Annotated in this window: 20 protein-coding genes; 10 read left to right on the forward strand and 10 right to left on the reverse strand. The window is 40.8% G+C overall.

Annotated features, from left to right (window positions below; genetic code table 11):
• Window positions 1–122: 122 nt before the first annotated feature.
• The 6 genes from SJ2017_RS17740 to SJ2017_RS17765 all read left to right on the forward strand — a co-directional run bounded on the left by SJ2017_RS17740 (window position 123) and on the right by SJ2017_RS17765 (window position 4,478).
• Window positions 123–1,073, forward strand: a complete 951-nt coding sequence (locus SJ2017_RS17740; RefSeq protein WP_055024900.1) for a DMT family transporter — start codon at window positions 123–125, stop codon at window positions 1,071–1,073.
• Window positions 1,074–1,409: a 5-carboxymethyl-2-hydroxymuconate Delta-isomerase gene (locus tag SJ2017_RS17745; RefSeq protein ID WP_055024901.1), complete on the forward strand. Its 336-nt coding sequence runs from the start codon at window positions 1,074–1,076 to the stop codon at window positions 1,407–1,409.
• Window positions 1,410–1,444: 35 nt separating this feature from the next.
• Window positions 1,445–1,792 carry a tautomerase family protein gene (locus tag SJ2017_RS17750; RefSeq protein ID WP_080916731.1) on the forward strand — a complete coding sequence of 116 codons (348 nt, stop codon included), beginning with the start codon at window positions 1,445–1,447 and terminating at the stop codon, window positions 1,790–1,792.
• 355 nt (window positions 1,793–2,147) lie between these two features.
• Window positions 2,148–3,224 (forward strand): hypothetical protein, encoded by a 1,077-nt coding sequence (locus SJ2017_RS17755; RefSeq protein WP_080916733.1) that lies wholly within the window; start codon window positions 2,148–2,150, stop codon window positions 3,222–3,224.
• A 108-nt stretch (window positions 3,225–3,332) separates the two neighbouring features.
• Window positions 3,333–3,911 carry a hypothetical protein gene (locus tag SJ2017_RS17760; RefSeq protein ID WP_080916736.1) on the forward strand — a complete coding sequence of 193 codons (579 nt, stop codon included), beginning with the start codon at window positions 3,333–3,335 and terminating at the stop codon, window positions 3,909–3,911.
• 225 nt (window positions 3,912–4,136) lie between these two features.
• Window positions 4,137–4,478, forward strand: coding sequence for a tautomerase family protein (locus SJ2017_RS17765; RefSeq protein WP_080916738.1), 342 nt, complete (start codon window positions 4,137–4,139; stop codon window positions 4,476–4,478).
• 727 nt (window positions 4,479–5,205) lie between these two features.
• Here the strand turns inward: SJ2017_RS17765 and SJ2017_RS17770 are convergent.
• The gene (locus tag SJ2017_RS17770) at window positions 5,206–5,736 is read right to left on the reverse strand and encodes a hypothetical protein (RefSeq protein ID WP_080916740.1); all 531 of its coding nucleotides are present in this window, start codon (window positions 5,734–5,736) and stop codon (window positions 5,206–5,208) included.
• Window positions 5,737–5,746: 10 nt separating this feature from the next.
• Window positions 5,747–6,967, reverse strand: coding sequence for a S1 family peptidase (locus SJ2017_RS17775; RefSeq protein WP_080916742.1), 1,221 nt, complete (start codon window positions 6,965–6,967; stop codon window positions 5,747–5,749).
• Between the two features lie 2,042 nt (window positions 6,968–9,009).
• On the opposite strand from SJ2017_RS17775, the gene SJ2017_RS17780 reads away from it, so the two are divergent.
• A complete protein-coding gene (locus SJ2017_RS17780) occupies window positions 9,010–9,891 on the forward strand; it encodes a hypothetical protein (protein ID WP_080916744.1) in 882 nt (293 codons plus the stop codon).
• 158 nt (window positions 9,892–10,049) lie between these two features.
• Here the strand turns inward: SJ2017_RS17780 and lysS are convergent, their stop codons facing one another.
• The 3 genes from lysS to SJ2017_RS17795 form a co-directional block, all read right to left on the reverse strand.
• Entirely contained in the window at window positions 10,050–11,552 is a 1,503-nt protein-coding gene (lysS, locus tag SJ2017_RS17785) for a lysine--tRNA ligase (protein WP_080916746.1), read from the reverse strand.
• Window positions 11,553–11,564: 12 nt separating this feature from the next.
• A protein-coding gene (gene prfB / locus SJ2017_RS17790; protein ID WP_162491212.1) for a peptide chain release factor 2 occupies window positions 11,565–12,663 on the reverse strand; the annotation gives its coding sequence in 2 pieces (ribosomal slippage) (window positions 11,565–12,587 and window positions 12,589–12,663; 1,098 coding nt in all).
• A 279-nt stretch (window positions 12,664–12,942) separates the two neighbouring features.
• Window positions 12,943–14,607, reverse strand: coding sequence for a methyl-accepting chemotaxis protein (locus tag SJ2017_RS17795; protein ID WP_080917518.1), 1,665 nt, complete (start codon window positions 14,605–14,607; stop codon window positions 12,943–12,945).
• A gap of 446 nt (window positions 14,608–15,053) precedes the next feature.
• Here SJ2017_RS17795 and fdhF point away from each other — a divergent pair, with 446 nt between their 5' ends.
• On the forward strand, window positions 15,054–19,334 hold the full coding sequence (gene fdhF / locus SJ2017_RS17800) for a formate dehydrogenase subunit alpha (protein WP_080916748.1): 4,281 nt from the start codon (window positions 15,054–15,056) through the stop codon (window positions 19,332–19,334).
• A 65-nt stretch (window positions 19,335–19,399) separates the two neighbouring features.
• Here fdhF and chrA read toward each other — a convergent pair whose 3' ends face one another.
• A complete protein-coding gene (gene chrA, locus SJ2017_RS17805) occupies window positions 19,400–20,554 on the reverse strand; it encodes a chromate efflux transporter (protein ID WP_080916750.1) in 1,155 nt (384 codons plus the stop codon).
• A 200-nt stretch (window positions 20,555–20,754) separates the two neighbouring features.
• Window positions 20,755–21,207 (reverse strand): transcriptional regulator OhrR, encoded by a 453-nt coding sequence (gene ohrR, locus SJ2017_RS17810; RefSeq protein ID WP_080916752.1) that lies wholly within the window; start codon window positions 21,205–21,207, stop codon window positions 20,755–20,757.
• Between the two features lie 235 nt (window positions 21,208–21,442).
• Here ohrR and SJ2017_RS17815 point away from each other — a divergent pair, with 235 nt between their 5' ends.
• Together SJ2017_RS17815 and SJ2017_RS17820 are read left to right on the forward strand one after the other, a co-directional pair.
• Window positions 21,443–21,643, forward strand: a complete 201-nt coding sequence (locus SJ2017_RS17815) for a hypothetical protein (RefSeq protein WP_055024913.1) — start codon at window positions 21,443–21,445, stop codon at window positions 21,641–21,643.
• Window positions 21,644–21,750: 107 nt separating this feature from the next.
• A complete protein-coding gene (locus SJ2017_RS17820) occupies window positions 21,751–22,383 on the forward strand; it encodes an MliC family protein (RefSeq protein ID WP_167692941.1) in 633 nt (210 codons plus the stop codon).
• A 598-nt stretch (window positions 22,384–22,981) separates the two neighbouring features.
• On the opposite strand, the gene SJ2017_RS17825 is transcribed toward SJ2017_RS17820, so the two are convergent.
• The 3 genes from SJ2017_RS17825 to SJ2017_RS17835 all read right to left on the reverse strand — a co-directional run bounded on the left by SJ2017_RS17825 (window position 22,982) and on the right by SJ2017_RS17835 (window position 25,429).
• Window positions 22,982–23,368: a glycine zipper family protein gene (locus SJ2017_RS17825; RefSeq protein ID WP_055024915.1), complete on the reverse strand. Its 387-nt coding sequence runs from the start codon at window positions 23,366–23,368 to the stop codon at window positions 22,982–22,984.
• Window positions 23,369–23,610: 242 nt separating this feature from the next.
• Complete coding sequence (locus SJ2017_RS17830; RefSeq protein ID WP_055024916.1) at window positions 23,611–24,309, reverse strand: DUF3581 domain-containing protein; 699 nt, start codon at window positions 24,307–24,309, stop codon at window positions 23,611–23,613.
• A 139-nt stretch (window positions 24,310–24,448) separates the two neighbouring features.
• Window positions 24,449–25,429: a sterol desaturase family protein gene (locus tag SJ2017_RS17835; protein ID WP_080916756.1), complete on the reverse strand. Its 981-nt coding sequence runs from the start codon at window positions 25,427–25,429 to the stop codon at window positions 24,449–24,451.
• Between the last annotated feature and the right edge of the window lie 59 nt (window positions 25,430–25,488).

The following is a 25,488-nucleotide window of genomic DNA, read 5'->3' on the forward strand; positions in this document are numbered from 1 at the left end:
CTTATGCTTCAGCAGTAAGTTAACTTAGGCAAAGCTAATTTACTGCTGATAAAGCTAGCCTTATGTAGCTTAACAATGACATAGTTAACTTTCGTAAATTACACCTTGTTGAGTCTACGCCTATGAATGCGACGATTAATACCTCAATGTCAGCTAAAGGCTGGGCAATGCTATTGTTACTATCAATCCTTTGGGGCGGTTCATTCTTCTTAATCGGGGTTGTTGTGAGCGATTTACCTCCTCTAACAATTGTGACTCTTCGAGTTGCAATAGCGGCAATCACGCTGTGGATTTTTGCCTTAGCCATTGGCTTAAAGCCGCCTAAAGATCTCAAGGTTTGGTTAGTGTTTTTAGGAATGGGACTGCTCAATAACGTTATCCCTTTTGCCCTTATCGTGTGGGGACAAACTCAAATAGCCTCGGGGCTTGCATCAATCTTAAATGCTGCCACTCCCATATTTGCTGTAATCGTTGCAGGAGCATTACTGCCAGATGAACGGATCACATCGCTCAAACTTACAGGTGTCACAGTGGGCTTTATTGGTGTGGTAATAATGATAGGCCTACCTGCTTTTAGTGGCGAAGTCAGTTTATTTGCTCAATTAGCCATTATCGCTGCGGCACTGTCTTATGCATTTGCAGGCGTTTATGGCCGCCGTTTTAACGCGTTAAAAATCAACCCTATTATTACCGCTGCAGGTCAAGTGACTGCATCAACATTAGTGTTAATTCCTATCACTTTATTCGTTGAAGGTCCTTTGGATATCAATACTGTCGCCTTTAGTACGTGGGCTGCAATGAGTGCCTTAGCAATACTGTGTACCGCTATCGCTTACATCTTGTATTTTAAAATTTTAGCCACAGCAGGCGCCACTAATGTGTTATTGGTAACCTTATTAGTGCCAGTATCAGCTATTTTACTCGGGTCAGTGTTTTTAAACGAAACCTTAGCCCCAGTTCACTTTATTGGAATGACATTAATTGCAGTAGGGCTATCGGCCATTGACGGTCGACTCTGGCGTAAGCTGCTGACTAACGAAGACAGTAAAACCAACTCAACACAGGAGGGATAAATGCCCCATTGTATCGTCGAATATTCAGCTAATCTTAACGGCCAAGCTTTGGTCGATTTGGTACATCAAGGTGCACTGGCATCTGAGTTATTTCAAGCACAAGGCAGTGACATAAAAGTCAGAGCAATACCCTACTCAGAGTTTAAAACCGGTAGTGTTGATATCAGTTTTATCCATGTAACGATGAGGATTTTATCGGGCAGAAATGATGAGCAAAAAACCATGTTAACTCAGCGAGTGTTAATGCAATTACAAACCTTGATTAAAGTGGATTGCTCTTTGTCAGTAGAAGTGGTCGATATTGACCGAGAAACGTATTCAAAAGTGGTTGTTTAACTCCATTTTTGTCAGTGTCTCTAAGGAGTTGGTAAATGCCTCATGTAGAAATTAAGTATTCAGATAACCTCACTTTCAACACACAAGATATCTTTGATGATATAGAAGGTATCATTAATCAAAAAGACGCCAGTGCTGGCGTTTGTAAATCAAGAGCTTACCCTTGTTCTGAATATAAGCATCCCCATATTCTAGTTACCGTATCCTTGCTTACTAAACCGCACCGAGATGAACAATTTACCTTCGAATTGAGTGCTGAGATTGAGTCAGCGATTAAAAGTCATCTGCAACAGAGCCTGTATTTTTCTTTAAATATTGAATACAGCAATGCGTATTACACGACGAATGTTCATCAAGTTGATGGTATTGCCTTAGATTGCTAAGTAAACTTAATGACCAAACTTGGTTTTGAGTAACGTCATGACTTATTCCAGAGTCCTACTTACTTTAGGCTCTAGCCCTTTTTTAAGAATACAACTGTATTCACAGTTACTAACACCATTGACTAACGCAACTAATAAATATTTTAGCTAATAAAATCAAACATTAATTAATTCGCATTTATGTTTTTTACTACCTATAAATTCATTGTTCACATATTGTATTACTTCCTTTTAAAACGAAAAACGCAGAAAGACATTTCGAATATCATCGCTTAGCTGTTAACATAATGGCATCAATCAAGAAAAGGGAATTATCTAAGGCTTCGCTCAGTGAGGTCTTTTAAATGGATTTAAAATGAAAAAACTACTCACTTTATTGTTAGTGTTATTGCCGTTTGCTATTCAAGCTGACTTTGATACTAAAGACACCATCTACGTTGACTTACTCACCAGCAAAAACCTACAAGAAGTAAAATTAGGTGCAAAAGCTTTGCACCACAGCTTGCCTGAAAATGTTCAGCTATGGGATTTAGCAGCCTTTACACTTTGGTCAATGAACCAAAATGGCGATAAAGAAGATGATGAGTTTGACGACACAATATCATGGTTAGCAAAAGCTATTGGTGAAAGCCAAAACGCAAGGTATCGGACATTGTTAACCGAACAAAATAGCAATGAAGCGTCACGAAAGGTGAAAAAGTATTTCAAAAGTGCAATTAGAAACCTAACCAAAGAAGACCTTCCGCAGTTTAGAGCTCAAGAATTTAATCTTGAAGCAATTAACGTTATTAACGCCACCACGACCCCAACCTTAAAAAAGTTTGATCAAATTGCACAAGGAGACAGCTTAGATTCTGTAATAGAGAAACTAGGTAAACCGGATGGTGTAGGGCAGTATATTCGCAGCTACAGAAGGCCCTTCATTGGTCGCCAAACCTTTCAAAACTTACGTTTATCATACATCAACCTTGGCTCTATGGAGTTAAAGTACGAAAAAACCCATTGGATCGTTGATTTAAAGTCTAAACAAACTAGCGTTGATATTTCAGACATTGCGCCAGAATACCGAGACTTGTTATCTCGCCTTGTAAGCAACGATGTCACCCAAATTCGCACCGCTGCACGAGAGGCAATTAAGCTTCCATTAACGGATACAGCAACGTTGGATCATGTTGCCCAATACATATGGGATAACCAGCAAACAGAGGATTCAGATTTTGCTGACTCACTCGCTTGGCTTTGTAAAGTATTAAGCAAGAGTCAAAATGGTCGCTACAAAGAAATGCTTAGTACACTGGCTCAAAAACCTTTGCACAGTAAAATTACTCGCTACGCTGCAAACACTGCGAAAGTATTAAATGGTACGCAACCTTTTTTTACGCCAAAGGTAACGATAAAAGAGTCTAAAAGCAGCTCGACAACTAACCTATAGGTAGTCGCTTACTCTTCACTTTAAACAGAAATGGGTGAGCCATGCTGTCAGCTAGCAATGCTGGCTTTACCCGGTTTGAATATGCAGTTTTAATCAGAAATCATATAAATGGTCAATAAAAATCAACAGGACACACTTGCTTTTACCTCTATTGCTGAAGCCACTCGTTACTTTACAAATCAGCAAAATGCCTTGAAACTGGAAGAGATAATTAACTCTAACAATCTAAACTTAAGTGATTTTCGCCTTGATGCTCAAAAGAGATTAGACAAGCTGGAACAGCTATTAGCGCAATACAAACACTATTACGCTCAAGTTATCACAGGTTCTAGCAAAGAAATGTTAAGCATCATTTCTGAGCTAGATAAAGTCAGTTTTCAAACAGCGTTAGACTCAAGCGCTACCACTCTGAATCAAAAAATATTTGAACAAGGGTTATTCTTTAAAGCCAGAGAGTCTTGGATTTACAATACAAGAACAATGCTGAATATCCTTAAAAATAATCAGCAACACTTCACCTATGACGGTGACACTTTCGAATGCGATAACGATGAGTTACTAACCCAATTTAATACCTGTGTCGCAGCAATGGATAAAGCGGCCGATTTTGAAGCTGAATTTTTAAAAAATAAAAGAAACAGTGTATTAAATGGTCTTAAAAAAGTCTGGGCACTGATTAAGGCTTAAAAAGCCTCACTCTATCCTGCCTCGCAAAGACATAGTTAGAATTCGTTTAAAATATGCAGGTTAATGTCCGTAACAGCAAAAACTTTACTTCAGTGTTTAAATCGAATTCGAAACCATAGCCTCAATGTATTTTATTGGTATGGCATAAATGACATTAGGGCCTCGAGTATTGACTACAAAGTAGGTATAAACGACTGACTAGCAAACTCAACACAGGAGGGATAAATGCCCCACGTAGAAATTAAGTATTCAGATAACCTCACTATCAACACACAAGATATTTTTGATGATATAGAAGGCATCATTAATCAAAAAGATGCCAGTGCTGGCGTATGTAAATCAAGAGCTTACCCTTGTTCTGAATATAAACATACACACATTCTTGTGACGGTATCGCTTTTAACTAAGCCCCATCGAGATGAACAATTTACCTTTGAATTAAGCGCAGAGCTTGAACATGCAATTAAGCGCCATCTAAAACAAAGTTTGTATTTTTCGTTAAATATCGAATATAGCGGAGCGTATTACACCACGAATGTTCATCAAGTTGATGGTTTAGTTTGTTAACACTTATAAGGTGCGCTCAAACGGCTAGCTAAAACCAGCTTTCAGCCGGCTTTAGTTTAAAGCACTAATTCATTAGCTTTTTTATAAGATCTAATCTAGATTTAGGTTGGATTTTATTTTCCCGCTAGATAATAAGTAGTAGTACATATATTCAAATATTAATGGGAATATTAATAGGATAAACGGCACTAAAGCGATGATAACAATGCTAACAACATCCACCGACGCTCCTAACATCGTCAGTAATACTGGTAGTGCGATCAGACATAAAAAAAAGACTAAGTAGACACAAATAATCCCAGCAAGCGTGCCGTAACTCGATCTAATTCTTTCGGAGCAGTTACTGCATTTTACGTTCGCAGGGTTAAAGCTTTTCAACATATCTAAAAACCTAAACTTGGTTTTACAGCTTTTACAACTAGACATTTTTTCTCGATATTATCGGTAAGGCTACAGATAGAAAAATTATGAAGTACGAATTTATAAGGCCTCAGAATACTTCCAAGTCAATTTAACGAGTACACTTTCCATAAAATTCCCTAAACGAAACAAGACAAGTTAATGAGTAATCACCAATATTCCATGCTGCTATTTACTTACCAGAACAGTTTTATTCCACTAAAAATGGAACAAGATACTAAACACATTGAGACTTCCACTCGAACTCTCTTGATGAAATAAAGGGCGTGAATAAACGCACCCTTTATTTAACAGCTGAATTTAAAGGTTATTCAGCAAAGTAATAATCATACTCTTCAACCAAAGCTCTAAGCTCAGCATTGTTTTCCATATCACTGAGAAAGGTATCAGTGGTTGAAATGGCCCAAGTTAATGCTTCACCATCTAAACCATAAAAACCTTTATCGGAATGAATATTAATAGCCTCTGTAAAATTTTCGCGATACTCGGCAGATGCAATCACTTCATTTTGTACTTTGATTTCATAATTCAATACAAAGTCGTTATTGGTCACAACAGGTAAAATACCTAAAGAACCACCAGCTAAAATAGCCGATGTAAATCCTGCAGCAGAACCACCGGCAGCGTTTTCCATTCGGTAAGTGACAAGTAAGCGGATAGGAGTACCAATATTATCTTTATCTAATTCAGCCAGTAATGAGCTGTTTTTTAACTTGTCATAAAATTCTTCAGAATCAACCAAACTTACATACTGCAAAGCGGGTAACTTGATTTCTTCAGCTTGAAGTTGCGATATAGATCCAAGCAAAGTAAAAACAACAACAATAACCTTCTTCATGATGAATCCCCTATTGATAACAGCTAAGTTGCACAACTGAGCTCAATGCGGCCTCATTTGCAATGGAAATATGTCCATTTTCATTTGGCTCAACTAAAACATGCGGCACATTGTGTTTATCTAAAAATCTAGCCGCATATTTGGCTTCTAAAGCAAAATTCACATTCTGAGGTAATACTCCAGATTCTATCAATTTAGCTGAATTAAGTGTGCTCACTGTTATTCCTAATAACTCGCCACCATCAGATACTACAGGGCCGCCACCTGAACCTGGCTGGATAGGCGCCGAAAACTGAAACAGTCCAACCGACCCTTTTAATGCACTTCGAGAGCTAATGTTGCCACGCGTTAAATTTGGCGACGCAGCAAGTAAACCTTGAAGGGGATAGCCCACGTTGGTAACCGACTCACCTAAATACATATTTTTATCCTGTCTAAAAGGTAAAAACTTATCGATTGGTTTATCAGTATTTATCACCGCCAAATCTAATAACGTCGATTTAGCTTCTGGCGTTACATCAATGAATTCATCTCCCACTTTAGCTTGAACCACTAAACAATTATTAAGAACATGAGCAGCAGTTAATAGCTGACCATTTCCATTTATGTAAAAGCCTGTGCCACTACTGAAAGGCTTCTCAAGATTTACCAATTGTTTGACATTGGCATCTTGCATTTTCAATGTTGAAGCGTATTTTTCTTGTGTTGGTTTTAGCTTGTTCAGTACATCAACCAGCATCAGCTGAGTGGCACGTAAACTAGCATTGTAAAAACCTGTACCATCTGACACATTTCCTAGGTAAGCCTTGTATTCTTTTTCACCCTTACGGATTTCCTTTTGCTCGCCATCAAACACACGATAGTTAATTGTCATTAAGGCTTTTCCATTGCTGAAAGTCCATTTAGGATCAATATCAATTAACAACCCAATTTGCTGATCACTGGTTAAATCTAGCGGTTCAGCACTAGGGAAATAAGCTTGAATAGCATTTTGAACACCATCTTTTACTCCTTGGCCAGGATCTACCCAAACATTCCACTGCTCAAGATAAAAACGATGTTCAGTCGCTGATTTAGGTAGGTAAAAAGCCACCTGTGTTTGATTTGGAATCTCGACAGATTTGTTAACCGCGACGCCTTTAGGTAATTTGTTAGCTTTGATCTTGGTGCTCTGACAGCCCGCAGCTACGACACAAACCGTCAGTAGCATTAGGAGAGAAGATAACTTCATGTTGTTCCCTTAACATTAATAATAAGAGTCTGCGCTCTTTTAAAGCGTTCACCGTAAATTTAGCTGTTACTGAACCAGTTAAAGCTAAAAAACACTTTCTAACGCTTGCTTTATAAGGCTCATTCATTTGTTAATAAAATAAAATCACCCAAATCATTAACTTAAATTTATCATCAGACACAAAAAATTTACAGATAAATTTACTCTATCCAGCTATACAAGACATTAAGAAGATAAAAAATAGCCTATCCATGCTATTAATCAGCTTAATGCCGTGTTTCTGATAAATCCCATTGGTCTCATTAAAAAGCATTTGCAAAATTTACCGTTAATTCCAAACTTCGTTTGAATTAACACCGTGGTTTTTCCTTTTCCAAGCTTCGCTTGGATTAACGTCGTGGCGCTTCGCCCACACCAGACTAAAAAGGAGTGAACTGCGATTCGCTCGTTTCATTTCTTTAAGTGGTTTACCGTTTATTTCCAAACTTCGTTTGAATTAACACTGTGGGTTTTCCTTTTCCAAAGTCCGCTTGGATTAACGTCGTGGCTCTTCGCCCACACCAGACTAAAAGGGAGTGAACTTCGACTCCCTCTTACTTTTTGCTAAGAGCTATACCCCGCAGCTCCGGCGAAATTTAAACAGCAAAATTTCCAATGGAGAATTATCCAGCTTTAGCCTACATTTTGAGCCTACTTCGGTAAGCTGCAACTTTGGTTAAATGAAGCTCTAACACTTACGATGGGGCGTCCCTTCCCCTCGAAAGCTAGCCAGAATCTTAAGTACAGGGTGTTCTAAATGCCTTAGTGCAAGAAAGGCCTTGGCCAGACTCACGCAATTTTCTTGCTTTCCTCAATTCAATTGCAGCTTTCATAGAAAATAAAAATCAGTTTAAAGCTATAAAAAATGGGTTATGTAACAACAAAAGAATTTGCGGGCACAATAGACTCCGTTGGAAGTGTCCGAATGCGTTGAGCTAATTTGCGTGATGAGGCAGGTTATTCTCGTGCATCCATGCACTACATGACATTCAGGCTTCCTGCCTATCGATGCCGACATAGCCTCAGTTGAACATGGTCACTCCTTGACATCCCTGCCATCGTGACATCAGTAAATCCATTTACAAGCGATGGCGAATCTGAGGCGATAGCTAATTCGCTCTGTAGCATGAGGAACAACACTTCGTCGGAGCGGCAAGGGATGTCGAGAAGGGAAATGCTGTTGTTTCCCTTTCGTCGGGCGTGGGCGAAGCGTCACGACTTTATTTCTTATTTCCATACTTACAAATTTCCAAACTTTGTTTGGATTAACATCGTGGGTTTTCCACCCACACCCGACCAAAAGGGAGTGAACGGCAACTCCCTCTTGGAACACCCACCCGCTCCAACGAAATAATTTGAAAAGCGATTATTTCCAATGGAGTATTCTATAGCTTTAACCTTCATTTGTAGCCAGCTTCGGTAATCTACAAAAATCACTAACGCATTCGATGGGGCGTCCCTTCCCCTCGAAAGCTAGCTGGCCATCCATGGCCAGACTCACGCAATTTTCTTGCTCACCTCAATTCAAATTGAACATTCAAATCTATACAAGATTTTAAGTTTACCTAGCTAAGAGTAATAAACCTGCGGGCACAAAGAACCCCATTGAAATTGCTGAAATGCGTTGAAGAAAATAGCGTAAGCCTGACAGGACGTCAGGCTAGCTTTAGTAGGCCATGGATGGCCTGTCTAAAGCGTTAGCTATTTTCGAATAAGCATGAGGCTTACTCGCTTTGAAAGAGTAATTTCGTTGGGGCGGCAAGGGATATCGAAAAGGGAAATGCTGTTGTTTCCCTTTCGTCTGGTGTGGGCGAAGCACCACGACTTTGGCAACCGTAGGTTGTATCAATTTGAAGAGTCCACAATTTAAAAGCTCTAAGTAGCACACTAAACAAAAAGGCTGTAAGTTAATAAATAAATCTTACCTTGATCTCTATAATGTCCGGTAAACATTACTGAGTATTCCGTGTATCGAGCTGCTTTCTCTATAAGGATATTTTCATATGCACGGCACTTGTAAGTTATGTAAAAAAGATACGAAATTAGAATTGAGCCATTTCATTCCGAAATTCATAGGGAAGTGGCTCAAAAAAACATCCATAACTGGCTACTTCAGAGAAGGGAATCAAATAAATAAGCGACAACAAGATATTGCAAAAGACTATTGGTTATGTGGGGAGTGTGAAGACTTATTTTCTAACTGGGAACGGGAGTTTTCAATTAAGATTTTCCATCCATATATGAATGATTCAAATTTAGTTACTACATATGGCGCGTGGTTATCTAAATTTACAGCTTCTTTGTCATGGCGAACACTTACGTATATTCGTGGAAAAAATATTAATGAACCTAAGCCAAAAGACTACTTAGATACTATTTCAAAAGCTGAGCATGGACTAGCAAAGTTTTTGCTTGGTGAGTCGTCCAATTTATATGAGTATGAGCAGCATCTATATCCACTTGATGTAATTGGATCTACTTCAATTCAAGACCTTCCGACCAACATTAATAGGTATTTTCTTCGAACCATAGCAATGGATATCGTTGGCAACTCAAATGGTATTTATATTTATACTAAATTGCCTTCGTTCATTATTATTGGTGTAATCAAATCAAAGCAATCGAAAGAAATGCGAGCAAGTCGAATTAGTATTAGTGGTGGAAAAATATCACCAAGGACGTTCACTTTTCCTGAAGGTTTTGATGGTTATATAATTGATTCAGCAAATAAAGTATCTGACACCTATAATCAAATCCCGAAAGAACAACTAGCTAAAATTGATAAGTATGTAATCGATAATTCAGAGAAAGTAACTGAATCCAAGCTTTTCGAAGCTATCGTACACGACTACCAAAGATTTGGGCAAAAATCATTCAGAAAATAAACAATTTAAGAATAGTTCCTTCAATCATATCCCTGTTCTTAACCAAGGTTTTCTATATAGTCTGAACCTAAAAACTCCACTCATAAAAAAAACCAGCCACTTTTCCAAGTAGGCTGGTTTTTTTATGGTGATTATTAAGCCAACGGCTTAATCAACAATTACCCTTGTGGGCGCATTGCTGGGAACAAAATCACGTCACGGATAGTGTGAGTGTTAGTAAACAACATCACTAAACGATCGATACCAATGCCTTGACCAGCAGTTGGTGGTAAACCGTGCTCTAGTGCTGTGATGTAATCAGCATCGTAGAACATTGCTTCGTCATCACCTGCATCTTTAGCATCAACTTGCGCTTTAAAGCGGTTGTCTTGATCTTCTGCATCGTTAAGCTCAGAGAAACCATTCGCGACTTCACGGCCGCCGATGAAGAACTCGAAACGGTCGGTAATGAAGTGGTTTTCGTCATTGCGACGTGCAAGTGGTGAGATGTCAGCTGGGTAACCCGTAATGAACGTAGGTTGCATTAACTGTGGCTCTGCCGTTTCACCGAAGATTTCTTCAAGTAGTTGACCACAAGTCCAGAATTTCTCGATGCTCATACCAATGCTTTTCGCAAGGTTACGCATAAACTCAACGTCTTTAACTTCTTCATAAGTCATAGACTGAATCGTTTCGTTGTCTGGGTTGTACTTCTTAATCGCATCTAACATGCTCATACGTGCGTATGGACCGCCAAAATCAACGGTGTGCTCGCCGTATGGCAGTTGTGGTGAACCACAAAGCTCAGTTGCGATTGAACTTAGCATTTCTTCTGTTAAGTCCATTAGGTCATTGAAATCAGCGTATGCCATATAGAATTCCATCATAGTGAATTCTGGGTTATGACGTGGCGATAAACCTTCATTACGGAAGTTACGGTTAACTTCAAACACACGCTCAAAACCACCAACAACAAGACGTTTTAGGTAAAGCTCTGGCGCAATACGTAAGTACATTTCGATGTCTAACGCATTGTGATGTGTAATAAATGGACGAGCTGAAGCGCCACCTGGGATGCTGTGCATCATTGGGGTTTCAACTTCCATGAACTCTTTTTTCACCATGAAGTTACGAATAGCAGTAACGACTTTAGAGCGCATGATGAAGGCTTCACGTGAGTCTTCGTTAACGATTAAATCAACGTAGCGCTGACGGTAGCGCGTTTCTTGATCTGATAGACCGTGGAATTTTTCTGGTAGTGGACGCAATGCTTTTGTTAGCAATTGGTACTCTTCCATGTTCACGTATAAATCGCCTTTACCTGAAAGGTGAAGTTGACCGGTTACGCCGACGATGTCACCAATGTCTAAACCTTGGTAAGTCGCTTTTAAATCTTTTTGAACATCTTTACCTGCATAAGCTTGAATGCGGCCAGACACATCTTGAATAACCAAGAATGGACCACGTTTAGCCATAACACGACCCGCAATAGAACGTTGAACGCCCATTTCTTCTAGCTCAGGCTTAGTGTAGTGGCCGTATTCTTTTTGAATATCAGCAGCCTTATGTTTTCGATCGAAGTTGTTCGGGTGACCATTAGCAGGGCAGTTTTCGCGGATGTGATCTAGTTTCGCGCGACGTTCTGCAATTAACTTGTTTTCGTCTTGGGTTTGTTCAGTCATCTTCTTCTCTCGTTAAAGGCCAGATTTCAGGCTAGCTTCAATAAACTTGTCCAAGTCGCCATCTAAGACGCTTTGGGTATTTCGGTTTTCAACACCTGTACGTAAATCTTTAATACGGGCATCATCAAGCACGTACGAACGGATTTGACTGCCCCAACCAATATCTGATTTGGCGTCTTCCGCGGCTTGCTTATCAGCATTTTGTTTGAGCATTTCTAACTCATACAGTTTTGCTTTTAACTGTTTCATTGCAGCGTCGCGGTTCTTATGTTGCGAACGGTCATTTTGACACTGCACGACCGTGTTGGTCGGTAAATGGGTAATACGAATTGCAGATTCTGTTTTGTTAACGTGCTGCCCACCCGCACCAGATGCGCGGTAGGTATCGACACGTAAATCTGCTGGATTGATATCAATCTCAATCGAGTCATCAATTTCTGGGTAAACGAATACCGAACAGAAAGAAGTATGACGCTTACCAGACGAATCAAACGGTGACTTACGCACTAAACGGTGAACACCGGTTTCTGTACGTAGTGAACCAAAAGCATACTCGCCAGTAAACTTGATGGTTGCGCCTTTAATACCTGCAACATCACCGTCGGTGACTTCCATTAATTCTGGTTTGTAATCGTGGGCTTCACCCCAACGCAAGTACATACGCAACACCATGTTTGCCCAATCTTGCGCTTCGGTACCGCCTGAACCTGATTGAATATCTAAATAGCAATCTGATGCATCATGTGGGCCTGAGAACATACGACGGAACTCAAGTTCCTCTAAACGTTTCTCAAGATCTTCTAGCTCAGAACTCGCATCGTTAAAGGTTTCTTCGTCGTCTTCTTCAACGGCAAGCTCAACCAGTCCTTCAATATCTTCAAGGCCACTGTCCATATCATCAATGGTTTTGACCACTGCCTCTAAAGATGAACGCTCTTTACCCAGTGCTTGGGCATTATCAGGATCGTTCCATACTTCGGCACTTTCTAACTCTCGGGTAACTTCTTCTAAACGCTCTTGCTTAGCAGCGTAGTCAAAGATACCCCCGAAGAAGTTCGGTGCGGTCAGCGAGTTCCTTGATCTTGAATTTAACTGGATTTACTTCAAACATGATGATTTCTACTTTATGGAAATTTAGATTGCTGCAAACCGAGTATTCTAACCTATCGCTAGCGCTAAACCTAGGTCGTTTTAATGACTTTTTGTCACTTTAGTTGGCCATGATTACAATCAAGTAAGTTGAATAAGTTTGATGAACACATTAACTAACCATTTATGAGTTAATTAGACATAAAAAAAGAGCCAAGCAACAAACGTTGCAATGGCTCTTTTATCTCAGTAAATACAATGAAATTAACTCACTGTTGGGCTTTATAATTCAATAATGGATTTACACCTTAAATTGACTCACCAATGTCGATAAGTAATCGCCAGAGCTTGCAACAGAAGTACTGACCTCAGCCGCTTGCTGGCTAGATGACAGCAGCTCATTAACGATTTCTTGCACCGAGGTAATATTGCGATTAATTTCCTCTGTTACTGAGCTTTGCTCTGTCGCAGCTGTCGCAATCTGGGTACTCATGTCATTAATGCTAGTCATAGACGATGTCACCGCACCTAAACTTTCTGAAATCGCTTTGGATGAATCCACTGAGCGCACACCACTTTTTTGGCTTTGCTCCATTGCATCAACGGCTTGCCCCACTAACTTATGTAGTTCAGATAGCATTTCATTAATCTCGACAGTGCTGGCCTGAGTACGACTTGCCAAGCTACGTACCTCATCAGCAACCACTGCAAAACCACGACCTTGCTCTCCTGCCCTTGCTGCTTCAATAGCCGCGTTCAATGCCAATAAGTTTGTTTGCTCCGCAATACCGCCAATCACAGATAATACTGAATTAATCTTTTTAGACTGCTCACTAAGTGAAGAAATATTATCAGCGGCGCTGTCGATTTGATTCATTAATTGCGACACTTCATTTAATGAAATATCCACACACTCTTGTGCCTTTAACACATAGTCTGAAGCATCATCGGTTGCTTCGGCCACACTATTGGTATTTTGCGCAACATCATTAGCAGTCGCCGACATTTCGGTAATCGCGGTAACGATTTGATCGACTTCGCTGTTGTGGCTATATAGCTGATTTGAAATGGTTACCGTTTGATCGTTTATGGTTTTTGCTGCGCCTTTAACCTCATCAGTTGCGCCTGAAACCTCGGTAATGATCGCCTGCAATTTTTCAACAAACAGGTTAAAAGCAAGGCCAAGTTGTGCAATCTCATCTTTACCGCTCACCGTTAACCGTTTAGTTAAGTCACCTTCACCTTTTGCAATGTCGTTTAAAGACTCTGCCATGTTCTGGATTGGTGATACCATTTTGTGTGAGGCGAATACGACAATCATGCCTGTGACTAATGCTAATATGATGGCAAGAAGTAGAAACATCCCTACTTGTTCGTTCATCTTCTCTTGTGTGTACTGACGATATTCAGTGATGGATGCTTCAATATCATCAATGTATGCACCAGTACCCAGCATCCAGTTGGAGTTAGGGAGCATCACAGCATAACCGAGCTTTTCAACTAACTCGTTGCTTCCTGGTTTGCGATAAAAGTAAGTAAAACTGCCCTTACCTGATTTAGCCGCATCTAATAACCCCACAACAATTTTGGTGCCATTAGGGTCTGCCATATCAATTTTATTTTGCCCTTCCAACGAATCGTTAACGCCATGAAAAATACTCAAACCGCTATCGTCATAAATGTAGAAGTAGCCAGCACTGCCAAATCTCAGTGTACGAAGTGCTGCTTTAAAGTTTCCGTTATCACCTAGGCTACGCTGATATTCATAAACTGCTGTGGCAATTTCTAACTGCTCTTTCATTTGATTATTGCGTTCTGCTATCAATTCAGAGCGAAAATGTTGAATGTCTTCTTCTAGTGCGCTCTTCTCAGTAAAATAATAAATGCTCAGCATCACTGCTAAAATGAAAGTAAGGGGAATTAATGCTAAACCTAATAATTTATTACGCAGGGACAAGTTTGACATCATGTTGTAACTCTCTCTCGATTCTTGTTATGGCATAATTATAGTTACAAAAAAGCATTCATTCTGATACATATGTAACTTTTTAGTAAACAACTCGTGAGCTAGATCAAATAAAGCTTAATTAGCACCATACACATGCACATTCATCTGAATAGTAACTACTTTCCATTAAAAGGCTGATTAATTGGTTAGTTAGCGTCAGGCACCATTAAGCCGCCTTGCTCCCATCTGAGATCAAGATCAAACAACCCCTTTTTTTGCGAAGCACAAGCAAGCCTTTCAGTTTAAATATTAGCAAGCGCACATAAATACAGCGTGATGTGAGCAACACAACAAAACCTAGCCCCATATTCCTCAGTTAATGTAGATCTAATAAAAATCGGTATATTTTGTAGAACTAATAAAAGGCATGTAAAGCCAACAAAGAATCAAACAAGGCCTACAAGATGATTACACTCAACATAGACGGCAAATCATTGTCGGTTAATAGTGGAAGGAATCTTCTCCAAGCTGCACAGGAAGCAGGCATCCTTATTCCGAGTTTGTGTGACTCAACCTCGCCACAGTCAGCGCACAAACAAGACTGCAATTTGTGTGTAGTCGATATCAATAATAATGACGGTAGTTGCCGCAAAGCTAAGGCTTGTAAGACCCAAGTTACCGACAATATGCACGTCACCACCCAGAGCGCAGAATTAAGTGAACTTCGCCGTGATGCATTAACCCATATTTTGTCTGATCATTTTGCTGACTGTGAAGCGCCCTGCCAGAAAGCTTGCCCAGCAGGTGTGGATATTCAAAGTTACTTATTTCATATCGCCCAAGGTAATCACACTGAAGCGGTAAAAATAATTAAACAAACCTTACCACTGCCGTTATCTATTGGCCGAGTTTGCCCAGCATTTTGTGAGGCTGAGTGCCGCCGTGGTTTAGTTGATGAGCCTGTAGCAATTCGCCAATTAAAGCGCCACGCGGCAGATTTAGATTTAGCTGATGAGCACAGTTACCAAATTGAACGTCAACCAGATACCGGTAAGAAAGTCGCCATCATTGGCAGTGGCCCTGCTGGATTAAGCGCAGGCTATTTTTTAGCAAATCAAGGTCATGAAGTCCGCATTATTGAATCAATGCCGCAAGCTGGCGGTTGGCTGCGTTACGGTATTCCTGAATACCGCTTACCTAAAGCAATCCTTGATAAAGAAATCGCCTTATTAACCGCTAATGGGTTAACGATTTCAACCAATACCCGACTGGGTGAAGATGTTCATTTAAAGCAATTAACTGATGATTATGATGCAGTTTGTTTAGCCATCGGGGCACAAAAAGCCGTGCCAATGAATTATCCCGGTAGCGACTTAACAGGCTGTTACTTAGGCGTTGATTACCTACGTGATTACTGCACAGATAAAAGCTATAACATCGGTAAAAAAGTCGCTGTCATTGGTGGTGGTAATACGGCCATTGACTGTGCTCGCACCGCAGTACGCGCTGGCCATGATGTCACTATTATCTATCGCCGTACTCGTGATGCCATGCCAGCTGAGCCTTATGAAATCCACGAGGCGGAAGTTGAAGGAGTTAAGTTTCACTTTCTGACTAATCCAGTTGAAAACATTAGCGATGAAAATGGTCAAGTCACAGCAATTAATTTAGCTAAAATGGCATTAGGTGAACCAGACTCATCAGGCAGGCGTTCACCTAAAGCAACTGGCGAAACCTTTATCGAAGCCTTTGATACTGTGATTGCCGCCGTATCACAAACCCCAGATATGAGCTTTTTAGAACACCCTGACAGTTACTTAACCAGTGGTGAAATTGCCTTGAGTCGCTGGAATACCTTTATAGGCTGCGAGCACACCATGTCTGCAGGGGTTGATAAATTGTTTGTGATTGGTGATTCTCGCACAGGTCCTGCCACCGCTGTTGCTGCGATTGGTGATGGCCGCAAGGCAGCTGTTGCAATCGATAAACTACTCAATCAAGGTTTGAGCTGTGAGCTAACGCCACAACAGTTTAATGCCACTAAAGCCCCAAAAACAGCGTCACTAAGTACAGGACTTGGTGCAGACCTTTACCCGAGTACCAAGCCTGAGGCTCGTTATAAAATGGCTGAACTCACAGCCATTGAACGCCAACTTAACTTTAATGAAGTGGAACAAGGTTTTGAACATAGTGAGGCGATGAAAGAAGCGGCTCGCTGTTTAGAGTGTGCTTGTCAGGCTAACACTGATTGTAAACTGCGAGACTACGCCACTGAATATCATGTGGATGCTAAAGCGTTCGATACCACACAAATGCAGCAGTTTGCCGTCGATAAGACCAGCCCGTTTATTCAGTTTGATGCCAACCGCTGCATCAGTTGTGGCAAGTGTGTCGATATTTGTGGTCAGCAAAGTGGCCATAATGCGATTAGCTTTGAAAAAGACAGCTTTCAAGCGCTGCCCACTGATGTCATCGCTGAAACAGAGCGCACTCGTCAAGCCCCTCGAGTGGGCTTTAAAGCAACGATGGCAGACAGTGATTGCGTTCAATGTGGTAACTGCGTGCAAGTTTGCCCAACGGGTGCATTGGTTGATGCACGTGATAAGCGTCAAGGCAGTAATGAACAACTTAACACCACATCAACCATATGTACTTACTGCGGTGTGGGCTGTCGAATTAACGTCAGCGTATCACCATCGACTGGTAGAATATGCCATGTAGAAGGCAGCAATGATTCCGACGTAAACGAAGGTATGTTGTGCGTTAAAGGTCGTTTTGGTTATGACTTTATTCAAAGTGAGCAACGTCTTACCACGCCGCTTATTCGTAAAAATGGCGAACTAATTCCTTGCGGCTGGGATGAAGCCATAGACACAATCGCACAAAAGCTTTCCGCAATTAAAGCCCAAAAAGGCGGTGATGCGATTGCCACCTTAGCTTCTGCTAAAGCCACCAACGAAGATAACTATTTGCTGCAAAAGTTCGTTCGTAGTGTGCTCGGTACCAACAATATTGATCACTGCGCCCGCCTATGTCATGCCAGTACCGTATCAGCGCTGCAGCAAAGTTTAGGTAGCGGCGCGATGACAGGCGATATTCCGGGAATTAAAGATTCGGATTTGATCTTTATTTTAGGCTCAGATACTTGCAATGCTCACCCAATCATTGCATCTAAGATCAAACAAGCAATCCGTCATAACGGTGCACGCTTGATGGTCGCCGATCCTAAACACATATCTATTGCAGACGAAGCCGAACTCTATGTGGCGCAAAAGCCTGGAACCGATGTTGCCTTAATCAATGCCATTATGGCCGAAATCATCCGCAATGATTGGCATGATAAAGATTATATTGCCGAGCATACCGATGGCTTTGACGCAGTTATCGATACGGTAATGCAACCTAAATACTCGTTAGAAAATGCCGCTAAAGTCTGTGGTATTAATGCAGAAAAAATTGCCCAGATGGCAAGGTTGATCGGCACTGCTAAAAAGACTGCGATTTACTATGCAATGGGCATTACGCAACATACTTCTGGCCATGACAATGTCACTGCCATTTCCAATCTGCAAATGCTATGCGGTAACTTAGGTCAATCTGGCGCGGGGATTAACCCACTTCGTGGCCAAAGTAATGTGCAAGGTGCTTGCGATATGGGCGCACTCCCTCAGTACTACACTGGCTATCAAAAGGTCGATAATCCAGACGCTCAAGCGAAATTTGAGCAGTATTGGGATACTTCTTTATCGCCAAATGTAGGACTCACAGCGACAGAGGTGATGCATGCAATCACTGAAAATAAAGTCGATGCGCTTTACGTGATGGGTGAAAACCCTGTACTTAGCGATCCCGATCAAGCTCATGTGTTAGCTGCACTAGAGAAAATACCGCTTCTTGTTGTGCAAGATATCTTTTTGACAGAAACAGCTAAAATGGCCGATATCGTGTTACCAGCTGCATCGTTTGCTGAAAAGCTCGGCCACTTCACCAATACTGAGCGCCGTGTGCAGCGGTTGCAACCCGTGCTCCCACCACCCGGTCTTGCTAAGCAAGACTGGAAAATAGTTCACGCTATTGCCAACAAAATGGGGGCTAATTGGGATTATGCTAATGAGCAAGCCATTACAAATGAGATAAACCTAGTGACGCCGCAATATCAAGGCATCACTTGGGACAGGCTCAACAATGATGCACAAGGCAAACCTAGCAAAGGTATTCAATGGCCATGTGTCAATGAGCAAGACTCGGGCACCGCGGTATTACATCAACATGGACCAATAAAAGGCAAAGGCTTATTTACTGCGGTTGAACACCGAAGTCCTGCTGAGCCAGTTGATGATGAATACCCATTAGTGTTATCTACAGGTCGCTTGTTGGAACAATTCCATACGGGCACTTTGAGCCGTAAAACCCAAGGCTTGGATAAGCTGGGCTCACCAAGAGTCATGATATCGGTGTTTGATGCAGAACAATTGGGCGTTAAAAATGGTGATACCTTGAAACTATCAACTCGCCGAGGTGAAATTGAAATCAACGCCTTTGTAACCAAACGAGCTCAAGCTGGCGTGTTATTTTTGCCGTTCCATTTTGCTGAATCTGCGGCAAATAAACTCACCATCAACGCCATTGACCCTGTGGCAAAAATCCCTGAGTTCAAGGTGTGCGCGGTAAAAGCCGAGCGTGTTTCCAAACCTGTTCTCAGCCAGAAAGTGAGCAGCAATCATGCTGAACCCGCATTAGCTTAACCCTCGATATCACTTCAGATAAACAAAAAGGCAGCGTAATCGCTGCCTTTTGTATGCTTAACGGTTTAATTTACCAGACTGATTAAAGCACCTGTCGCGGCAAAGCCCATTACCAATAATACGATGTTAGGCTTGGCAATTTTAAGCACCGCAAAACCGATTAACACAAGTGCCATATCAATCGGCTCAATAACCGCTGAAGTAAACACGGGACTATACAATGCAGCGAGTAACAGTCCGACTACCGCAGCGTTAACGCCAGCAATCGCACCTGATATAGCAGGGCGTTCACTGATAGCATGCCAGCTTTTTAATCCCACCAGCATTAATAAAAAGCCCGGAATAAAAATCGCAAGCGTTGCGACAATCGCCCCTAAAATCGGTTGCTCCAGCCACAAATCAGCCCCTAAAAATGTGGCAAGGGTAAACATTGGACCAGGTACAGCTTGCGCTAACGCATAACCCGTTAAGAATCGATCTGAATCTACCAACTCACCAACATTAGCTTCAAGCAGTGGCAGTACCACATGACCGCCACCAAAAACTAAACTACCCACTTGATAGAACTGAGCAAAAACTTGACCTAAGGTGCCGGTTTGATTAATCAAATAAAAACTACTGAGCAAACCTAGGATAAATACCGCAAGCCAGCCATAATTCAAGGTTATTGGCGTATTTTCTGGGGTAATATTTTCCCCTTTTGTCAGTACGACAAAGCCAACAATTGCAGCAAGTAACAAAACAACTATTTGGGTCAGTAAAGATGGAAACAACATTATACTTGCTGCGGTTGCAACCATTAATACCCGTGCGGTTTTACGTTGACAAAATTGGCCAAACATCGCCAATGTAGCATCAGCAACGACGACAACAGCGAGCAGCTTTAATCCATGTATAGCGCCCGATACCGCTGTGGTTTCAAGCCAGTGAGCACTGGTCACTGCTAATAAGAACAGCAAGAAAAATGAAGGTAAGGTAAAACCAACAAACGCAGCAATTGCGCCCATTAAACCGCCACGATGATACCCAATGGCAAAGCCAACTTGACTAGAGCCTGGGCCAGGCATGAATTGGCTTAATGCAACCAAACTGCCATAACGTTTATCATCAAGCCAGTTTAGTTCGTTCACAAAGGTTTGTCTGAAATAACCAATGTGCGCTGCAGGCCCACCAAAACTAATAAAGCCTAATGCCAAAAAGCGAGTAAAAATTTGCCACATAATCAAACGACTTCCAATTCCATTTATATAAGGATTGTACTTAAATCGATTTTACTCAAACCGATTGCACTCAAATCGATTGACTCAACCAATAGTGCTCACATCAATAGTGCTCAACCCAATGTTGAAATTGATGGGGATGTTAACTTTTGAGTATATGACAGTTTAATTTAACTTTTATGACAAGCTGTGAAATTAGTTTATCCCTGTAAATGCGTTAAAGCCTTTTCACTCAAGCGCTTTAATTCACGTAACTCTTCACTATCACCGCCGACCTTACAACGCATTAATTCTGGTATTTTTTTGGCCTTTTGCTGCAAAGCTTTGCCGTCCCCAGTAAGGTGCAACACTCTAACTCGCTCATCATCTTTATTACGATCACGGATAACCAACCCCTTGGTTTCAAGTCGTTTTAATAACGGGGTTAATGTGCCTGAATCTAAATGTAGCTTTTCGCCTAGAATTTTTACGCTAATGCCAGACTCTTTCCAAAGCACCATCATCACAAGGTATTGCGGGTAGGTCAGTGAAAGTTCATCAAGTAGCGGTCTATAAGCACGAATTAACGCATTGGTGGCACTATACATTGCAAAACAGACTTGGTTTTCTAGTGCTAATGGGTCTAGGGTTTCGGTTGCAGGTAATTTACTCATGGCAAATGCTCCATGTTTTTTGGCAATATAACACTATGATTAACTATAATTTGGCCCATCTTACCACACTTTAATTGCGCACAAGTTAATCGCTTCATAGGCCGTTTAGTTTGAAGAACTTTTATATCAAATAATTAAAGTTTGCTAATGAGAAGCCGATAATGACATATCACCGATACCGAGCAAGGGTATCAACGTCGTATTTTAAGCCGTAACGTCAATAAAGTGAGAAACTATGTCTTTATCTATTAATTCACCATCAGCAATGCCTACTAATATTGATTCTGGTACCAGTTTAAAAGTCGCCGTAATGGCAAAAGATCAGCAAAAAGTTGAAGGCCAAATGGCTTTACAGCTAATTGAAGCTGCATTACCACAGCAATCAGCACCACAGCCAGTAGGTAATAGCGGTCATATTATTAGCACAAAAGCTTAATTCGATAGTTCAGCCAACGTTGAACAACGGCTAAAAACGCTTCATATTTAAACTGAATACGCTATGATTTGATTTATACGACCTTATAAAACAGGATGTTTATCATTATGCGTATTCAGATTTCAGCTTCTATCATTTGCCTCTTATTATTACTCCCATATCAGTCAGCTCTAGCTGAAGAGCCTGTCATGCCATCATTTGATTGCCAACAAGCTCAAGGCCAAGTTGAAGAACTCATCTGCCAAGATAGTCTCTTAGCCAGTTTAGATGTTGAAATTAACGAGATGTTTACCAAACTTAAATCTCAAACCAGTAATGATGAATTATCTCAGTTAAAAGCCTTTCAGCGAGGTTGGATTAAAGGCCGTAACGATTGTTGGAAAGCAGAGAATATAAAGTCATGCGTGCAAGATTCTTATGAGTCTCGACTCACAGAGCTACAAATTGCTGCTGGCGAGTTTGAAATACCTGAGCCAATTCAATATCTATGTGGCGAAACAGCCAATGGCAACCTTACCAAAATTACCGCTTATTTTTATAATGACACCACAATACCAGCAGCGATGCTGACGGTTTCCCCCAAGAGCCAATACCTTAAAACGACCAATTTTGCTTTGTTAACTCGCACCGCATCAGGTGCCAAATACCAAGGACAAAATTTTAGTTTTTGGACTCACCAAGGGGAAGCCATTTTCAGTCAGTTTGAGCAAGCTGATCTCAACTGTATCACTCACGAGTAGTGTCGTTACCAGTCTCTGACATCTCATATTTTCAATGACATTAGCACATAAAAAATGTCATTAGACATGGTTTCAATTCAGGTTAACTGAGCGCTATAAAACCTGTATCGCTCACGACTCATCTCATCATCAACCTCTGACGTCGCATGTTTTCAATGACATTAGCACATAAAAAATGTCATTAGACATGGTTTCAATTCAGATTAACTGAGCTTTATTAAGCCAGTATCACTCACGACTCATCTCATCATCAGCCTCTGACGTCGCATGTTTTCAATGACATTAGCACATAAAAAATGTCATTAGACATGGTTTCAATTCAGATTAACTGAGCTTTATTAAGCCAGTATCACTCACGGCTCATCTCATCATCAGCCTCTGACGTCGCATGTTTTCAATGACATTAGCATATAAAAAACCATGTCATTAGACATGGTTTCAATTCAGATTAACTGAGCGCTATTAAACCAGTATCACTCACGGCTCATCTCATCATCAGCCTATGACGTCGCATGTTTTCAATGACATTCGCACATAAAAAAACCATGTCATTAGACATGGTTTCAATTCAGGTTAACTGAGCGCTATTGAACCTGTATTAGTTCAGTATTGTATATCCACGATTAGCCATACAGTTACGAACGACTGTTTCTTTTTCAGCTTCGTAGTTTGCTTCGTTTGCACGTCTATCACGTGAGCCGCCGAGTAAACCTGATGCGACACCGATACCTGCACCAATTTTAGCGCCGTCAGAACCACTACCACCAGCGATAGCAGTACCTGCAGCGCCCACAGCAGCACCTTTAGCAGCACTACTTATTACGCCTCTTGAGCTATCATTTTTCTGTACTTGCTGAGACATTTCAATGCATTGATGTTCGTCATAAATAAAATCTTTATCATCTACGCCAGTTTTATCATAGATAATGTTTGCACTTGCTGAAAAAGCAAAAAAACTGAGTGAAAGTAATAATAGTTTTCTCATTGGGATGCCTCAAAAATTGAAAGGGTCAATCTGCATTGCAATAACAACAAGGCTGCGCAATACAAGTAATAATAACTATCCTAGCTAAATATTAGTGTAAAAACGGAATATCGTGTTTCACGAATGGAATAATACTGTTTAATCGACTTATTGGTTTTATTGATATTGGCGTTAATTATTATGGATCTCACACAAAAAAAGCAGCGATGATCGCTGCTTTTTATTTTCTGAATCATGCTGACTTAATTCAGTTTACTGCTTTCATAGGTATGGCACATTTGCTTAGCTTGCTCTTCGTCATATTCGCGCAGGCCGCTCAAAACAAGGGTTTTAATACCCGAACCAATAACCTTGCCTTCGCTCTTTAGTGCAAACTGCAACGTCACATCTCCACGTTTGCCGGTGATTTCCATATGCTGCTCTACCAGCTCTAAGCTCATTTCACTAAATTCAAAGGTGTCTAATTGAAAAGACATGCTTTCATAAATCACTAATGGTCTATTTGGATTTATCATCATGCCATATTCTTTCATCATAGGCACTAATACATGGATGAAGTTGAGACCAGAAAAAGCCACATAGCTTTTAATAAACGCAGCAGTTTGCGTATCACACTGACAAACGTCACCCTGACGTTCAATGTGAAGGTATTCTTTACCTTTAGTATCGCAAATACTAAATTGCTCCCCAGCTTGCTTATCTAGTGTGAGTTCAACACCATCACCGACCATACCTGCAAATTTAAATTGCATATTTTGACTTAAGCCAAATTCAGTTAATACCAAGGCAAACAACAAATCGCCTGGCACACAAAAGCGTTTTGCACCGACGTTGTGGATAGGATTAAAATCTTCAGCTACCAGCTTCGCGAAGTCACTGGCTTGTTGCGCTGAAATAAAAACACTTTGGTCTTGCTTGGCATAATAAGGTGACAAAAACATATACATCCATTCATTATTATTATGTGAAAGAAATCCCTCTCTCGGTGAGTTGGGCTTTTTGTGGCATAGAGTGTACTAGAAAAACACCAAAACACTCAGCCGATGACTATAACAAGCATAAGCTGCTGAAAAAATTAATTTATTTTAACTTGGGCGAGTTTTTAAAGGAAAAATACTTACTAAAGTGTCGAAATGAATACTTAAATGGGTTCAGATATATTCCCATTAACGTGTCGTGCCCAGGATTTCCTGTTACGCCAATTTTTAGCTCACTAACGCTTGATGCCTTAATCAAACTACCATAAGCCCGATCCCATATTGCTAATGCTGAACCTAAATTAGTGTCTCTATGCTCTTTGGCAATACTGTGATGCACTTGATGTTGTGCAGGGCTGATAAACCAATTCTCAAGCTTATCTCCCCATGATAGCCAAATATGGCTATGACGAAGGTTTGAGCCAAATACATTGAATAAAAATACAAACACATTAGCACCTAACACATCAAACATTTTCAAATTTGGACCAAACAGATAATAACCGATCCCAACCGCGATCCCTTGCGTGAGTGCCATACGACAAGCATACAAGTAGCTTTCCACTGGGTGACTTCGATAAATAGTGAATGGTGTCATGACAGATGCTGAGTGATGAACTTTATGAAACTCCCATAAAAACGGTACTTTATGTAACACCAGATGCAAAATAAACCGAGTAAGATCATCAAGAATAAATAACAATACAGTAAATACTGCAATCACGATGGTGAGGTTTTCGGTAAGAGGTTGGATTGAGCCAAATAGCTTCTCTAAGATATCACTGAGTCCAAGCGCTACAGGCACCATAGTAAATAACAATGGCGCAAACAACACCGCTTTTAACAGCTTGTTGCATACTAACAAGAGGTAGTCGTGTTTTGCGGAGCGGGATAAGTAAATTTCAGCGGGTAGTAAAAATTTGCCAAAGCTTTTTAACGATTTATCAGTATGCAAGCGCCAATATACTGGTAGCGCGAGTAGTATCGCTCCCACTATATAAAGCCCAAAGATACGTTTATTTGCATCTAAAGGATATGACAACAATTCACCAATATTACTCGAAAAAAACTCTACTACAGGCATGCTAACCTCTATTTGCCAGCCTTTATTGCTCACTGCAATGAGGGTTATAAAGCCTCATC

The organism is Shewanella japonica, assembly GCF_002075795.1.
Classification (GTDB): Bacteria; Pseudomonadota; Gammaproteobacteria; order Enterobacterales; family Shewanellaceae; genus Shewanella; species Shewanella japonica.